The sequence below is a fragment of the Streptomyces sp. NPDC055013 genome (genome assembly GCF_053608645.1).
In genome coordinates, this window is the sequence record NZ_JBSGVW010000008.1 from 1 (window position 1) to 14,480 (window position 14,480).

Below are 14,480 nucleotides of genomic sequence, written 5' to 3' on the forward strand. Positions count from 1 at the left end.
GAGACAGGATCGTATGTGATCCGCGCCCCACCCCTTTGCATGTAACAACCGAACCGGCTACTGGTCCCTGTACATCTCCGCGACGAGGAAGGCCAGGTCAAGCGACTGGCTGCGGTTGAGCCGCGGGTCGCAGGCCGTCTCGTAGCGCTGGTGCAGGTCGTCGACGAAGATCTCGTCGCCGCCGCCCACACACTCGGTGACGTCGTCGCCGGTGAGCTCCACGTGGATGCCGCCCGGGTGGGTACCGAGGGCCTTGTGGACCTCGAAGAAGCCCTTGACCTCGTCGAGCACGTCGTCGAAGCGGCGGGTCTTGTGGCCGGAGGCCGCCTCGAAGGTGTTGCCGTGCATCGGGTCGGTCACCCAGGCCACGGTGGCGCCCGAGGCGGTGACCTTCTCGACCAGCTCGGGGAGCTTGTCGCGGACCTTGTCGGCGCCCATCCGGACGATGAAGGTCAGCCGGCCCGGCTCACGCTCGGGGTCCAGGCGCTCGATGTACTGCAGCGCCTCCTCGGCCGTCGTGGTCGGGCCGAGCTTGATGCCGATCGGGTTGCGGATCTTGGAGGCGAACTCGATGTGCGCGTGGTCCAGCTGCCGGGTGCGCTCACCGATCCACACCATGTGCCCGGAGACGTCGTACAGCTGACCGGTGCGCGAGTCGACTCGGGTGAGCGCGGACTCGTAGTCGAGCAGCAGCGCCTCGTGCGAGGAGTAGAACTCGACCGTCTTGAACTCCTCCGGGTCGGCCCCGCAGGCGTGCATGAAGTTCAGTGCCTGGTCGATCTCGCGGGCGAGCTGCTCGTAGCGCTGGCCGGACGGGGACGACTTCACGAAGTCCTGGTTCCAGGCGTGCACCTGGCGCAGGTCGGCATAACCGCCGGTGGTGAAGGCGCGCACCAGGTTGAGCGTGGAGGCGGACGCGTTGTACATCCGCTTCAGGCGCTCGGGGTCCGGGACGCGGGCGGCCTCGTTGAAGTCGAAGCCGTTGACCGAGTCGCCGCGGTACGTCGGCAGGGTCACGCCGTCGCGGGTCTCGGTGCCCTTGGAGCGCGGCTTGGAGTACTGGCCGGCGATACGGCCGACCTTCACCACGGGGACGGACGCGGCGTACGTCAGCACGGCGCCCATCTGGAGCAGGGTCTTGAGCTTGTTGCGGATCTGGTCGGCGGACACCGCGTCGAAGGCCTCGGCGCAGTCGCCACCCTGGAGGAGGAACGCCTCTCCCTTGGCGACGGCCGCCATCCGGGCGCGCAGCTGATCGCACTCGCCCGCGAAGACGAGCGGCGGATACGACTCGAGGTCCGCAACGACTGCGCGCAGAGCCTCGGTGTCGGGGTACTCGGGCTGCTGCGCCGCGGGCAGGTTTCGCCAGGTGTTGCCAGCACTCGTGCTGGTCTTAGCGTTCACGGTCACGACCTCAACACTACGGGGTCGTGTCGGACGTCCTGCCCCATGCCCAGCAATTGAGACACGAGGTACACGACTCGGACATGGGGTAGGGTGCCTGCCATGTTCGCGCACTCGACCCAGAACTGGTGGTGGACCGCTCATCCGGCGGCCCGCTGACTGCGCGTACGACAGACTTCGCGAAGGCCGCCCGAGGGGCGGCCTTCGGCGTTTTCCGGGGTCCGTTCCTCACCGACATCGACCGACATCGACGGAAGAGGACCCATGGACCTGGCACAGCTCCTGCACGACCCCCGCCCCTTCGCCCTGCTGCGCCGCCGCACCCCGGGCCACGATCACGAGGCCGTCGAGGTCATGATCGGCCCGGTCAGCACCCACGAAAGACTGGCCGACCTCCCCGCCGAGGGTCTGGCGCTGGTCCCCTTCCGGCAGATCCGCGAGCGCGGCTTCGACGTCCGTGACGACGGCACGCCGCTGACGGTGCTGATCCCCGAGGAGACGTACGAGATCCCGCTCGCCGACGCCCTGGCGCAGCTCCCCGCGCACGACGTGCGGGTCGAGGGCGGCGGCTTCGACGTGGGCGACGAGGAGTACGGCGAGATCGTCGGGCGGGTGCTGCGCGAGGAGATCGGGCAGGGCGAGGGCGCGAACTTCGTGATCCGGCGGACGTACGAGGGGGAGATCCCGGGGTTCGGACGCGCCGACGCGCTCGCGCTGTTCCGGCGGCTGCTGGAGGGCGAGCGGGGCGCGTACTGGACCTTCGTGGTGCACACCGGAAATCAGAAAGGGCCCGAAGGGCCTTCCTTGGAAGGGCGGGGGCGGGAGACGGGTGGGCGAACGCTGGTCGGGGCCAGCCCCGAGGTGCACGTGCGGATGTCCGGCGGGACCGTGATCATGAACCCGATCAGCGGGACGTACCGCTATCCCGCCGAGGGGCCGACGCCCGGGCATCTGCTGGACTTCCTCGCCGACGGCAAGGAGATCGAGGAGCTGTCGATGGTCGTCGACGAGGAGCTCAAGATGATGTGCACGGTCGGCGACATGGGCGGCGTGGTCGTCGGGCCCCGGCTGAAGGAGATGGCCCACCTCGCGCACACCGAGTACGAGCTGCGCGGGAAGTCCTCGCTGGATGTACGGGAGGTCCTCAAGGAGACCATGTTCGCGGCCACCGTCACCGGCTCGCCGGTGCAGAACGCCTGCCGGGTGATCGAGCGGCACGAGGTCGGCGGGCGCGCGTATTACGCCGGCGCGCTGGCCCTCCTCGGCCAGGACTCCGGCGGCGCCCAGACCCTCGACTCCCCCATCCTGATCCGCACCGCCGACATCGACGCCGCCGGACGGCTGCGGGTACCGGTCGGCGCGACGCTCGTGCGGGGGTCGGACCCGGCGAGCGAGGTCGCGGAGACCCACGCGAAGGCGGCGGGTGTGCTGGCGGCTCTGGGCGTACGGCCGGGCAGGCCGCGCCAGGAGTCCGTGCGGCCCCGCCTCGCCGACGACCCGCGCGTGCGTGCCGCGCTCGACGGGCGACGGGCGTCGCTCGCGCCCTTCTGGCTGCGGATGCAGGAGCCGTCCGCCGAGCTGAGCGGACACGCCCTGGTCGTCGACGGGGAGGACACCTTCACGGCGATGCTCGCGCACGTGCTGCGGTCGAGCGGCCTGGAGGTGACCGTGCGGCGCTACGACGAGCCCGGTCTGCGGGAGGCGGTGCTCGCGCACGAGGGACCGGTCGTGCTCGGCCCCGGCCCCGGGGACCCCTCGGACCTCGCCGACCCCAAGATGAGGTTCCTGCGGGAGCTGACCGCCGGGGTCATCCGCGGCCACCGGCACGGCGTGCTCGGCGTCTGCCTCGGGCACGAGCTGATCGCGGCCGAGCTGGGGCTGGAGATCGTACGCAAGGAAGTGCCGTACCAGGGCGCGCAGACGACGATCGAGCTGTTCGGGCGGCCGGAGACGGTCGGTTTCTACAACAGCTTCGTGGCGCGCTGCGACGACGAGGCCGTCCAGGAGCTCGCGGCGCACGGCGTCGAGGTCAGCCGGGCCGGCAACGGGGAGGTGCATGCGGTGCGCGGGCCCGGCTTCGCCGGCGTGCAGTTCCACCCGGAGTCGGTCCTGACGCTGAACGGCGCCGCCGTCGTCCGGGAGCTGGTGGGTCAGCTGCGCGGGACCAGCAAGTTCTCGGAACGGCGGCCCGCCGTGTAGTCGAGGACGTTCTTCAGGGTGGTATCGACGATCTGGCCGACGGCGTCCTGGGTGTAGTACGCCTGGTGGGAGGTGACCAGGACGTTCGGGAAGGTGACGAGGCGGGCCAGGGTGTCGTCCTCGACCGCCTGGAGGGACTTGTCGAGGAAGAACAGCCCGGCCTCCGCCTCGTACACATCGAGGCCGACGCCCGTGAAGCGGCCCTCGCGCAGTTCGGCGACGAGGGCCGCGGTGTCGATGAGGCCGCCGCGGCTGGAGTTGACCAGGATCGCGTCGTCCTTCATCGCCTTCAGGGCGTCCGCGTCGATCAGGTGCCGGGTCTCCGGCATCAGCGGGACGTGCAGGCTGACCAGGTCGGACTCGGCGAGAAGCTGGTCCTTGGAGACGTAGCGCATGCCGAGCTGCATGCAGGTGGGGTTCTCGGCGACGTCCCAGCCGAGGAGCTTCATGCCGAAGCCGTGGGCGATCCGCGTGAACGCCTCGCCGATCTTTCCGGTGCCGAGGACGCCGGCGGTGCGGCCGTGCATGTCACGGCCCATCAGTCCGTCGAGGCGGAAGTCGAAGTCACGCGTGCGCGTGGAAGCGCGGACGATACGGCGGTTGACCGCCATGGCGAGGGTCCAGGCGAATTCGGCCACGGCGTGGGGCGAGTAGTACGAGACCCGCGCGACCGTCATGCCGAGCCGCTCGGCGACCTTGAGGTCGATGTTGTTGAAGCCGGTGGAGCGCTGGGCGACCATCCGGGTCCCGCCGGCCGCGAGGGTCCCCAGGACGCGGTCGCCGAGGTCGCAGTTGACGCTGGTGCAGACGACCTCGTGGCCGGTGGCGATGGGGGCGGTGTCCCCGTTGAGGAAGACGTCCAGGCAGCGGACCTCGTGGTGGCCCCGGAAGGCCTGCTCGATCAGGGGCTTCTCGTCGGCCTGCACACCGAAGGCCATGATCTCCAAGACGGCTCCCTTTCGTGGGGCTATGGGCCGAATATACGGCCCATAGCCCCAGACCGGTCAGCCGAAGAAGACGCCGACCTCTTCGTACAGCTTCGGCTCCACCGTCTTCAGCTTGGCCGTGGCGTCCGCGATCGGGACGCGGACGATGTCGGTGCCGCGCAGGGCGACCATCTTGCCGAAGTCGCCGTCGCGGACCGCCTCGATGGCGTGCAGCCCGAACCGGGTGGCGAGCCAGCGGTCGAAGGCGCTGGGGGTGCCGCCGCGCTGGATGTGCCCGAGAACCGTCGTACGGGCCTCCTTGCCCGTCCGCCGCTCGATCTCCTTGGCGAGCCACTCGCCCACGCCGGACAGCCGGACGTGTCCGAAGGAGTCCAGCGACTGGTCCTTCAGCACCATGTCGCCGTCCTTCGGCATGGCGCCCTCGGCGACGACCACGATCGGGGCGTACGACGCCTTGAAGCGCGAGGTGATCCAGGCGCAGACCTTGTCGACGTCGAAGCGCTGCTCGGGGATGAGGATGACGTTGGCCCCGCCGGCCAGCCCGGAATGGATGGCGATCCAGCCGGCGTGACGGCCCATCACCTCGCAGACGAGGACGCGCATATGGGACTCGGCGGTGGTGTGCAGCCGGTCGATCGCCTCGGTCGCGATGCCGACCGCGGTGTCGAAGCCGAAGGTGTAGTCGGTGGCGGACAGGTCGTTGTCGATCGTCTTCGGCACGCCGACGCAGGGCACGCCGTACTCGTCGGACAGCTGCGTGGCGACGCCCAGGGTGTCCTCGCCGCCGATGACGATGAGCGCCTCGACCTCCTGCTTGGCGAGGTTCTCCTTGATACGGCGGATGCCGTCCTCCTGCTTCAGCGGGTTGGTGCGCGAGGAGCCGAGGATGGTGCCGCCGCGGGGCAGGATGCCGCGCACGGCGGGGATGTCGAGACGGATGGTGTCGTTCTCGAGCGGACCTCGCCAGCCGTCCCGGAAGCCGACGAAGTCGTAGCCGTACTCCTGTACGCCCTTGCGGACGACGGCCCGGATGACGGCGTTGAGACCGGGGCAGTCGCCGCCTCCGGTCAGTACTCCGACCCGCATGAAATGTCCCTTCGCCGCGGTTGCCTGATGAGGCCACGCTAATGGTGATACAGGTCACACAGGGATGGGCGGGAAGGGCAATTCCGGTGAAGTGTCAGGCGGTCGGTTTACGCACCGGGTCGTTCATCGGGTCAGCGGATCGCCGGATCACTCGTCGTCGAGGCCGCGCTCGATCGCGTATCGGACCAGCTCCACCCGGTTGTGCAACTGGAGCTTGCCGAGGGTGTTCTGGACGTGGTTCTGGACCGTGCGGTGGGAGATGACCAGTCGTTCGGCGATCTGCTTGTAGCTCAGGCCCTTGGCCACGAGCCGCAGCACCTCGGTCTCGCGCTCGGTGAGCTGCGGGGCCCCCGGCTGGTCGGCGTCGGACGCGACCGGCCCGGGCTCGGACGCGAGGCGCCGGTACTCGCCGAGGACCAGCCCGGCCAGGCCCGGCGTGAACACCGGGTCGCCGACGGCGGTTCGGCGCACCGCGTCCAGCAACTCCTCCGTGGACGCGGACTTCAGCAGGTACCCGGTCGCGCCGGACTTGACGGCCTCCAGGACGTCGGCGTGCTCGCCGCTCGCGGACAGGACGAGGACGCGCAGCGCCGGGTTGTGGCCGACGAGTTCCTTGCAGACCTGGACGCCGGGCTTGGCGGGCAGGTTCAGGTCGAGCACCAGGACGTCGGGGGCGGCGGCCTTGGCGCGGCGTACGGCCTGGTCGCCGTCGCCCGCGGTGGCGACCACGTCGAAGCCGGACTCGGCCAGGTCCCGGGCCACCGCGTCGCGCCACATGGGGTGGTCGTCGACCACCATGACCCTGATCGTGCCCTGCTGTGTGTCCGGTCCGCTCGCGGCGTCCGTCATCGCTGCTCCGCCTTCCCCCGTGAAGCGCTGCTGTCCTTCGGTACTTTCAGTTCCACTTCGGTGCCCTGACCCGGCACCGAGATCAGCTCGGCGGTGCCGCCGAGGTCCCGCAGCCGGCCCCGGATCGACAGGGCGACGCCGAGCCGCCCCTCACCCTCGGCCTGGACCAGCCGGCCCTCGGGGATGCCGGGTCCGTCGTCCCGGACGGTGACGATCACCTCGCCGGGCTCGTCCTCGACGAGGATCCACGCACGTGCGTCCTCCCCCGCGTGCCGGCGGACATTGTCCAGGGCGGCCCCGACGGCCGCGGTCAACTCCCGTGCCGCGGCCGGGGTCAGGGACACAGGTGCGCCCGGCTCGGCGAGGCTGACCCTGGCGCCGGCGAACGGGGCGAGCAGCACACGCAGATCGACCGGACCGGTGGAGTCGTCCGGCTCCTCGACCGCCCGTACGACCGCGCCCTCGGTGGCGTCCTCCGACACCCGCGACACGGGCACCAGGCCGCCCGAGACCAGCGTGCGCAGCGCGACCTCCTGCTCGCCCGCCATCCGGCCCAGCTCGGCCGCCTCGCCGCCGATGACGGCGCCGCGCCGCTGCACCATCGCCAGCACCTGAAGCACGCTGTCGTGGATGTCCCGGGCGAGCCGCTCCCGCTCCCGCGTCGCCGCCTCGATCTCCAGGGCCCGGGCGAGGGTGCGCTCGGAGGCCCGGGCGACCTCGACGACGTAGCCGATGGCGATGGACGCGATCCAGACGAGCAGCACCATGTGGACGGTGTCGCGGGTCGGTACGCCGGAGCGGTGGACCAGATTGGCGGCGGCGACCAGCGTGGAGGCGAACGCGGCCCAGCGCCAGCCGCCCTTGATGGCGAACGCCAGCACGGCGCCCGCCGTCCATATCGACGGCAGGGTCGGGGCCCCGGCATCGATCCGCTCGGGTGACTCGGCGAGCCGGGTGAGCAGGATGCCGGCCAGGGCGATGGTGAGGTCCACCGCGAGGAAGCGCCTGGTGCAGCTCGCGGCGTTCGCGACGCGGGGCAAAGTGGCCAGCGTCCAGACGGTCAGTACGGCGAAGTAGCCGATGGCCACCCAGGGGCGGGCGACCTCGTCGTGCGCGCTGACGAAGAGCCCGATCGCGTACACCAGGGTCAGCACCCGGTATCCGGTGAGCGCGCGCCACAGCGGCTGCTCGACCGACATCCTCATGACCCGCTCGCGCTTGGCCATGCCCCCCACCCCTCGGCTCAGTGTGCGGCCGACTCTATTCGGACAGTTCCTTCTTCTTCCGCGCCTGTTCCTTCTCGGCCTTCGCCGCCTCCGCGATCTGCCGCTTGGCGGCGGTCGCGTACATGTCGACGTACTCCTGGCCGGAGAGCTTCATGATCTCGTACATGACCTCGTCGGTCAGCGCGCGGAGCACGAAGCGGTCATGCTCCATGCCCTGGTACCGGCTGAAGTCCAGCGGCCTGCCGATCCGGATGCCGGGCCGCATGAGCTTCGGCATGACCTTGCCGGGCGGCTGGATCTTCTCCGTGTCGATCATGGCGACCGGGATGATCGGCGCTCCGCTGGCGAGCGCCACGCGCGCGAGGCCGCCCGGCTTGCCCCGGTAGAGCCGGCCGTCGGGCGAGCGCGTGCCCTCGGGATAGATACCGAACAGCTCACCGCGCTCGAGGACGTCCAGGCCGCTCTTGATGGCAGCCTCGCCCGCCCCGCGCCCCCCGGAGCGATCCACGGGCAGCTGGCCGACGCCCTTGAAGAACGCGGCTGTCAGGCGGCCCTTGACGCCCGGGGTGGTGAAGTACTCGGCCTTCGCGATGAAGGTCACCTTGCGGTCGAGGACCGCGGGCAGGAAGAACGAGTCCGAGAAGGACAGGTGATTGCTCGCGAGGATCGCGGGGCCCTCGGCGGGAATGTTCTCCAAGCCTTCCACCCAGGGCCTGAAGGCGACCTTCAGCGGTCCCCCGATGGTCACCTTCATCGCGCCGTACAACAACCGAGTGCCTCCTGTGTCTGTCGCTCAGACCTTAACCCGGAGCACTCCCAATGACTCCGACGACCCTGGTCGGTGTCAGTGCGGTCGCGTACGGTGAAGCACACCTGGATGTATCGACTTGCGGCTCCGCCGCGTGGGTCGTTGTGGTTCCTCTCGTCCATGTCGTCCTTCTCACGAACAGGAGACCGTAAGGTGCCGGTCCTTCCTGGAGCCGAGCCCTACCGCCGTGCGGGCGGGGAGGTCGGGGTCCTGCTCTGCCACGGCTTCACCGGTTCCCCCCAGTCGCTGCGCCCCTGGGCGGAGTATCTCGCCGAGCGCGGGCTCACCGTCTCACTGCCGCTGCTGCCGGGGCACGGCACCCGCTGGGAGGACATGCAGCTCACCGGCTGGCAGGACTGGTACGCCGAGGTGGACCGCGAGCTGCGCAGCCTGCGCGAGCACTGCACCCGGGTCTTCGTGGCCGGCCTGTCCATGGGCGGCGCCCTCGCCCTGCGGCTCGCCGCGAAGCACGGGGAGGACGTCGCCGGCGTACTGGTCGTCAACCCGGCGAACAAGGTGCACGGACTGTTCGCGTACACCCTCCCGGTGTCCCGCCACTTCGTCCGTACGGCGCCGGGGATCGCCAGTGACATCGCCAAGGAGGGCGGCGTCGAGATCGGGTACGACCGGGTGCCACTGCACGCGGCCCACTCGCTGCGCACCTTCTTCGGCCTGGTCGACGGCGAGCTGCCGCAGGTCACCCAGCCGCTGCTGCTGCTGCGCAGCGCCCAGGACCACACCGTGCCGCCCGCGGACTCGGCCCGGATCCTGAGCAGGGTGTCCTCGACGGACGTAACGGAGGTCGTGCTGGAACAGAGTTATCACGTGGCGACGTTGGACCATGACGCGAACCGGATCTTCGAGGAGAGCCTCGGCTTCATCAGCCGGCTCGCAACCGGCGTCGGCAAGGGAAGGACGACCGCACGTGGCTGAGCACGACTCCGACCGCGAAAGGCGCGAGGACCGCGACGATCGCGAGCCGGAAGAGCAGCACGTCCCGTTCGACGAGGACGCCGCCTGGGCCGCGATCGTCGCCGGGTACGGCGACGAGCCGCCGGACCCGCCCGGCTCGAAGCCCTTCAAGTCCGTGGAGGACCTGGCCCTGCTGGAGCCCGACACCAACGACGAGACCAGCGGCAGGGGGGACGAGCAGCCGCATGCCGGGCAGGGCGACAAGGGCGCGAAGGTCAAGCAGACCGACGAGCCCAAGGAGGACAAGCCGGCCGAGCCCGCCCAGCCCCTCGGCAGCTCGATCTCCTTCGCCCCCGGCGTCGGCCCACGCGACTACAGCGTGCCCGAGCCCGCCGAGGAGGACTTCGACGCCGACGACGAGGGCCACTTCGTCCCACCGGAGCCGCCGCCCCTGCCCGCCGCCGACCCGACCGCGAAGTTCGCCTGGCTCGCGGTGATCGGCGGGCCGGTCCTGCTGCTGCTCGCCGTCCTGCTGAACTGGGACATGACGTGGTGGCTGGCCACCCTGGGCATCGGCGGGTTCCTGGGCGGGTTCGCCACGCTGGTGATGCGCATGAAGACGGACGACGAGGACGACGACGATCCGGGCCGGGGCGCGGTCGTATGACCTACTGAGCTGCCGGGACTCTGAGGGCGGCCAGGACCGGAAGGTGGTCCGTGGCCGCCCTCAGGTCTGCCTGCGTGATCCCGGGATGGCCGAGGGGGACTCCACATCCGGCCACGTCGATGCCCTTCGTCGCGAAGATCGCGTCGATACGTTGGTGGGGGTCGGCCGGGGTCGAGGTGTACTCGCTGCCCCAGGGGCTGGTGGCCCAGCAGTCCTGGAGTCCGACGGCCAGGCGGCGGAAGGTGCGGCCGCCGGGGCGTTCGTTCAGGTCGCCGCCCGCGACGGCGTGCTCCACGCCCATGCCGGCGAGACGGTCGAGCAGCATGCCGCCCTGCGTGTAACGCTCGTCCTTCTGCAGGGAGAGGTGGCAGCAGAGCACGCCGAGGCGGGCGCCGCCGAAGCGGACCACTGCCGTGGCGAAGCCGCGTCTGTGGAGTCCGGGGGTGAGCGGGAGGAGTACGTCCTCGGTTCGCTCCACCGTGGCCCTCAGATTGCACAGGATCGCCGGGCCCGCGGCCGTGGCGCCGCCCGTGAGGACGACGAGGTTCGCTGCGCGGGCCAGGCGGGAGAGTTTCTTGCGCCAGCGGAAGAACCGGGGGGCTTCCTGGATGAGGACGAGGTCGGGGGCGCAGGCGGTGATGACGCGGGCGAGGGCGTCCGTGTCGTCGCGCATCGAGCGGATGTTGTAGCTGAGTACGCGGATGAGAGCGGAACCGTCGGGCTCCGTCCGGGAGTTGGGCAGCGGCTCCATGTGGATCAATTTACGCCCAACGGCTCGGGGCGCGAGGCTGGTGCGCGAGTGCCAGTCGGGTGTGGCTGGTCGCGCCCACGCGGCGGTGCCGCGTGCTGATACAGCCCCGCACCCCTGAGGAGTGGGACCCGCCGGCCCGCTACATGATCGGGTCGGGCTCCCTGGCCAGGTCCGCCGCGCCCACCAGGCCCGCCTTGTTGCCGAGCTGAGCGGCGATGACGTCCGCCACCGGGCGCCAGTTCCCGCCCACGAGCCAGCGCTTGTAGGACTTGCGGATCGGGTCGAGGACCAGTTCGCCCTCGTCCGAGAGGCCGCCGCCGACGATGAAGGCGGACGGGTCGAAGAGGGAGGCCAGGTCGGCGAGGCCGGCGCCGGCCCAGCGGGCGAGCTCGCGGTAGGAGTCGACGGCGACCGGGTCACCCTGGCGGGCGGCCATGGAGATGTGCTTGCCCTCGATGCCCTCGGGGCTGCCGTCGCCCATGCCGAGCAGGACCTCGGCGCTCTCGGGGGTGGCGTTGGCGCGCTGCTTGGCGTACCGGACGAGGGCACGGCCGGAGGCGTACTGCTCCCAGCAGCCCTGGCTGCCGCAGCCGCAGAGCAGGCCGTCCGGCACCATGCGGATGTGGCCGAACTCGGCGGCCACGCCGTAGTGGCCGCGGCGCAGCTTGTTGCCGATGATGATGCCGCCGCCGAGGCCGGTGCCCAGGGTGATGCAGATGACGTTGCGGTGGCCCTTGCCCGCGCCGAACTTGTACTCGCCCCACGCGGCCGCGTTGGCGTCGTTCTCCACGACGACCGGGAGGCCGACGCGGGCCTCGACCTTCTCCTTGAGCGGCTCGTTGCGCCAGTCGATGTTGGGGGCGAAGTAGACCTCGGAGCGCTGACGATTGACGTAACCGGCCGCACCGATACCCACGCCGACGATCTCGTGCCCGGCGCGCGCGCCCTCCACCGCGGAGGCGATGGCGTCCACGATGCCCTCGGGCGTGCCCGGGGTCGGCACCTTGTGGGTCGAGAGGATGTTGCCTTCCTCGTCGACCACGCCGGCCGCGATCTTCGTGCCGCCGATGTCGACGCCGATGGTGAGTCCCATGAATCCCTCAGTTTCGGTCGAGCCCCGCTACGGCCAACCGTACCCGAGCCCCTGCCGTCGGAGTTCCCGTCGTCCGCCCGGCGGACGGGGCCGGCCGAGCCCCTGCACGCGGGGGCTCGACTCGTCCGGCGACCGGGGAATCAGTCCAGGTCGATGCGCTCTCCGGGACCGGGCTCGTCGCCCCGGTCGGGGCGCTCGTCCAGGTCGTGCCCGCGCGTCTCGCGGGTGGTCCAGCGCTGTTCCTGGGCCTGGACCGCGGAGCGGTAGGCGGCGAGGAGTTCGCCGCCGGCCGCGGCCAGGTGGTCGAAGACGTCGGGGTTGCGCTCGATGACGGGCTCGACGGCGGCCTTGGCCTGCTCCACGACCTGCTTGACCACCTGCTGGGCGGCGGGCCCGGCGACCGCGCCGAGCAGCGGGGACTGGAGGGTCGAGAGCTTGTCCGCGACGGCGTCGACGAGCTTGCGCAGTTCCTCGGCGGCCGAGCCCGGGGGCGTGCCGTACTGGGTGCGGCGGCGGGCCTTCTCCTCCGCGAGGTCCTCGGCGCACGCCGTGGCCCAGGCGTCGGCGTCGGTCGCCCGTACCTCGTCGATCGCCTCGTGCTCGGCGTCGGACGGGGGGAGCTCTTCGCTCATGACGGACTCCTGACTACGGTTCGTCTCTACGACGTTACCCGAACGGGCGTACCTGCTTCACCGGGTCCTCGGCCACAGACCCGGATCCGGCGCGAACCGGATCCGCAGCTCGCCGTCGCGCAGCGCGGCCCCGTCCACACCGCACCGGCGCAGGGCGGACGGCAGGGGCACGATACGCCGGAACTGTCCCGCGGTGAGGACGAGTTCGTCGCCGCGCCGGACGAGGTCGAGTTCGTCGCGTACGGCGCCGGGCAGGGGGATGTGCCAGACGAGGACGCCGTCCTCGGCGAGCCGGTCGACGACGGGCCACTCCACGGTGGACGACGTCGTGTTGACGGCGGGCACGGCGAGCGCGGCGAGGTCGTCGGAGCCCCGGGGGTCCCGTCCGAGGTGGCCGACGCCATGGACGTCATGGTCCTGCCGCCATTCCTCCAGGACCTTGCGCTGCTGGGTGACGGGGCCGTCGAGCCAGCTGCCCGCCGTGGCCTCCGCCTCCGGCAGGACGCGGTTGGCGATCAACAGGTCGGGGCGCAGGCCGCGCAGGGCGAGCGCGAGGGCGGCGGCCCGCACGGCGTCGGCGCCGGCCGGGCCGGGTTCGGCGACCAGCCGTACGACGGTGTCGCGGTCGTCGACCACGGCCTCCACGGCGGCAAGCTCGACGTCCCAGCGGGCGGCGGTCTCGTACAGCCACTCCGCGGGCATCGGAACTCCGGCCAGCCGCCCGAGGACGGGCCGCAGCGCGCGGGCCGCCTGCCGTTCGGACGGGATCAGCCGGCGCAGATAGCGGCGCAGTTCCTCGGGGAGCGAGAGCAGGGCGAGGGCCTGCGGGGTGGCGGGCAGGTCCACGACGAGCAGCTCGTGCCGTTCGGCGAGGGCGGCGTCCCGCAGTGCCCGCAGCAGCGCGAGCTCCTCGGCCCCGGGCAGCGGGGTGACCTCTTCCGGGTCCAGCCGGGAGGCGCCGAGGAGGTCGAGGGCGGCGGAGGCACGCTCCTGGAAGCCGGCGAGGTCCTCCCGGAAACTCAGCGCCGCGTCGGGGCGCCAGGCGGTGAGGGTCTCGCTGACCTGCGTCGGCTTTGCACCGGTCGGCACGCCGAGAGCGGCACCGAGGGTGTCGGTGCGGTCGCCGCCGAGAACGAGGGTGCGGGTGCCCGCACGGGCGGCGGCGAGCGCGGTGGCAGCGGCAACGGTGGTACGGCCGCTGCCGCCGGGGCCCGTGATCAGGATGGTGCGCATGGGGGTGAACCGTAACGGACGTCGGGATGAAGGCCGCTTGGAACGCAGCCCCGGCCTGACCACACCGACTACCCAGGTGACGCCGGTCCAGGCACTTCGGCCCGTCCGGCGTCCGAGGACGGGGCCGCTGCCTACTTGTCCGACTCGACCCGCTTCTTCAGCCCCGCCAGCGCGCGGTCGATGATGACCTTCTCGGCCTTCCGCTTGATCATCCCCAGCATCGGGATCTTGACGTCCACCGTCAGCTGGTAGGTGACCTCGGTCGAACCCGCCCCGGCCGGCTTCAGGATGTACGAGCCGTCCAGCGACCGCAGCATCTGGGACTTCACCAGCGTCCAGGACACCTCGTTCGCACCGGTCCAGGTGTACCCCAGCACCTGGTCGTCCTTGATCGCCCCGGCGTCCATGACGAGCCGGACCTGCTCGGCGCGGCCCTCGTCGTCTGTCTTGAGGACCTCCGCCTCCTTCACCTCACCGGTCCAGTCCGGGTAGCGGGCGAAGTCGGCGATCACCCCCATGACATCGGCCGGTGCCGCCTCGATCGTGATGCTCGAGCTGGTGTGTTCCGCCATCGCCGTGGCTCCTCCAGATGCGGGCCGGTAAGAAGTCGTGGTGCGCACGCGTGCGCAGCGTGAAGGCTACCGCGCGCCCGACCAGCCGACTTCACCCCCAC

15 protein-coding genes are annotated in these 14,480 nt (G+C 71.1%); 4 read left to right on the plus strand and 11 right to left on the minus strand.

The features are described 5' to 3' along the window. Positions 1 to 57: 57 nt before the first annotated feature. The gene (locus tag ACWGDB_RS12555; RefSeq protein ID WP_453822408.1) at positions 58 to 1,410 is read right to left on the minus strand and encodes a class II 3-deoxy-7-phosphoheptulonate synthase; all 1,353 of its coding nucleotides are present in this window, start codon (positions 1,408 to 1,410) and stop codon (positions 58 to 60) included. Positions 1,411 to 1,506: 96 nt separating this feature from the next. Here ACWGDB_RS12555 and ACWGDB_RS12560 point away from each other — a divergent pair, with 96 nt between their 5' ends. Then, positions 1,507 to 1,563 carry a trp operon leader peptide gene (locus tag ACWGDB_RS12560; protein ID WP_078516689.1) on the plus strand — a complete coding sequence of 19 codons (57 nt, stop codon included), beginning with the start codon at positions 1,507 to 1,509 and terminating at the stop codon, positions 1,561 to 1,563. Between the two features lie 105 nt (positions 1,564 to 1,668). Beyond that, positions 1,669 to 3,603, plus strand: a complete 1,935-nt coding sequence (locus ACWGDB_RS12565; RefSeq protein ID WP_453822409.1) for an anthranilate synthase family protein — start codon at positions 1,669 to 1,671, stop codon at positions 3,601 to 3,603. Here ACWGDB_RS12565 and ACWGDB_RS12570 read toward each other — a convergent pair. The 5 genes from ACWGDB_RS12570 to ACWGDB_RS12590 form a co-directional block, all read right to left on the minus strand. Further along, entirely contained in the window at positions 3,555 to 4,550 is a 996-nt protein-coding gene (locus tag ACWGDB_RS12570) for a 2-hydroxyacid dehydrogenase (RefSeq protein WP_453822410.1), read from the minus strand. The genes ACWGDB_RS12565 and ACWGDB_RS12570 overlap by 49 nt on opposite strands. A 57-nt stretch (positions 4,551 to 4,607) precedes the next feature. Continuing rightward, positions 4,608 to 5,636, minus strand: a complete 1,029-nt coding sequence (locus ACWGDB_RS12575) for a 6-phosphofructokinase (RefSeq protein WP_383596517.1) — start codon at positions 5,634 to 5,636, stop codon at positions 4,608 to 4,610. Between the two features lie 147 nt (positions 5,637 to 5,783). Beyond that, the gene (locus tag ACWGDB_RS12580; RefSeq protein WP_453822411.1) at positions 5,784 to 6,485 is read right to left on the minus strand and encodes a response regulator; all 702 of its coding nucleotides are present in this window, start codon (positions 6,483 to 6,485) and stop codon (positions 5,784 to 5,786) included. After that, positions 6,482 to 7,711: a MacS family sensor histidine kinase gene (macS, locus tag ACWGDB_RS12585; protein WP_453822412.1), complete on the minus strand. Its 1,230-nt coding sequence runs from the start codon at positions 7,709 to 7,711 to the stop codon at positions 6,482 to 6,484. The genes ACWGDB_RS12580 and macS overlap by 4 nt, the downstream gene beginning before the upstream one ends. A gap of 34 nt (positions 7,712 to 7,745) precedes the next feature. Next, positions 7,746 to 8,477, minus strand: a complete 732-nt coding sequence (locus tag ACWGDB_RS12590) for a lysophospholipid acyltransferase family protein (RefSeq protein WP_453822601.1) — start codon at positions 8,475 to 8,477, stop codon at positions 7,746 to 7,748. 195 nt (positions 8,478 to 8,672) lie between these two features. Between ACWGDB_RS12590 and ACWGDB_RS12595 the strand changes: the two genes are divergently transcribed. Next, complete coding sequence (locus ACWGDB_RS12595; protein WP_383596507.1) at positions 8,673 to 9,452, plus strand: alpha/beta hydrolase; 780 nt, start codon at positions 8,673 to 8,675, stop codon at positions 9,450 to 9,452. Next, entirely contained in the window at positions 9,445 to 10,098 is a 654-nt protein-coding gene (locus ACWGDB_RS12600) for a hypothetical protein (protein ID WP_453822413.1), read from the plus strand. The genes ACWGDB_RS12595 and ACWGDB_RS12600 overlap by 8 nt, the downstream gene beginning before the upstream one ends. Position 10,099: 1 nt before the next feature. Here the strand turns inward: ACWGDB_RS12600 and ACWGDB_RS12605 are convergent, their stop codons facing one another. From ACWGDB_RS12605 to ACWGDB_RS12625, 5 genes are all read right to left on the minus strand, one after another. After that, positions 10,100 to 10,849 (minus strand): endonuclease/exonuclease/phosphatase family protein, encoded by a 750-nt coding sequence (locus tag ACWGDB_RS12605; protein ID WP_453822414.1) that lies wholly within the window; start codon positions 10,847 to 10,849, stop codon positions 10,100 to 10,102. A gap of 139 nt (positions 10,850 to 10,988) precedes the next feature. Beyond that, positions 10,989 to 11,942 carry an ROK family glucokinase gene (locus ACWGDB_RS12610; RefSeq protein ID WP_328882197.1) on the minus strand — a complete coding sequence of 318 codons (954 nt, stop codon included), beginning with the start codon at positions 11,940 to 11,942 and terminating at the stop codon, positions 10,989 to 10,991. 140 nt (positions 11,943 to 12,082) lie between these two features. After that, positions 12,083 to 12,574, minus strand: a complete 492-nt coding sequence (locus ACWGDB_RS12615; protein WP_453822415.1) for a DUF5304 domain-containing protein — start codon at positions 12,572 to 12,574, stop codon at positions 12,083 to 12,085. Between the two features lie 57 nt (positions 12,575 to 12,631). Then, positions 12,632 to 13,807 (minus strand): ArsA family ATPase, encoded by a 1,176-nt coding sequence (locus ACWGDB_RS12620; RefSeq protein WP_453822416.1) that lies wholly within the window; start codon positions 13,805 to 13,807, stop codon positions 12,632 to 12,634. Between the two features lie 131 nt (positions 13,808 to 13,938). Continuing rightward, on the minus strand, positions 13,939 to 14,379 hold the full coding sequence (locus tag ACWGDB_RS12625; RefSeq protein ID WP_453822418.1) for an SRPBCC family protein: 441 nt from the start codon (positions 14,377 to 14,379) through the stop codon (positions 13,939 to 13,941). Between the last annotated feature and the right edge of the window lie 101 nt (positions 14,380 to 14,480).

Coding starts and splice junctions, on each gene's coding strand:
- ACWGDB_RS12625 (WP_453822418.1), bottom strand. CDS start 14,379: ATGGCGGAACACACCAGCTCGAGCATCACGATCGAGGCGGCACCGGCC.
- ACWGDB_RS12615 (WP_453822415.1), bottom strand. CDS start 12,574: ATGAGCGAAGAGCTCCCCCCGTCCGACGCCGAGCACGAGGCGATCGAC.
- ACWGDB_RS12565 (WP_453822409.1), top strand. CDS start 1,669: ATGGACCTGGCACAGCTCCTGCACGACCCCCGCCCCTTCGCCCTGCTG.
- ACWGDB_RS12605 (WP_453822414.1), bottom strand. CDS start 10,849: ATGGAGCCGCTGCCCAACTCCCGGACGGAGCCCGACGGTTCCGCTCTC.
- ACWGDB_RS12575 (WP_383596517.1), bottom strand. CDS start 5,636: ATGCGGGTCGGAGTACTGACCGGAGGCGGCGACTGCCCCGGTCTCAAC.
- ACWGDB_RS12620 (WP_453822416.1), bottom strand. CDS start 13,807: ATGCGCACCATCCTGATCACGGGCCCCGGCGGCAGCGGCCGTACCACC.
- ACWGDB_RS12610 (WP_328882197.1), bottom strand. CDS start 11,942: ATGGGACTCACCATCGGCGTCGACATCGGCGGCACGAAGATCGCGGCC.
- macS (WP_453822412.1), bottom strand. CDS start 7,711: ATGGCCAAGCGCGAGCGGGTCATGAGGATGTCGGTCGAGCAGCCGCTG.
- ACWGDB_RS12580 (WP_453822411.1), bottom strand. CDS start 6,485: ATGACGGACGCCGCGAGCGGACCGGACACACAGCAGGGCACGATCAGG.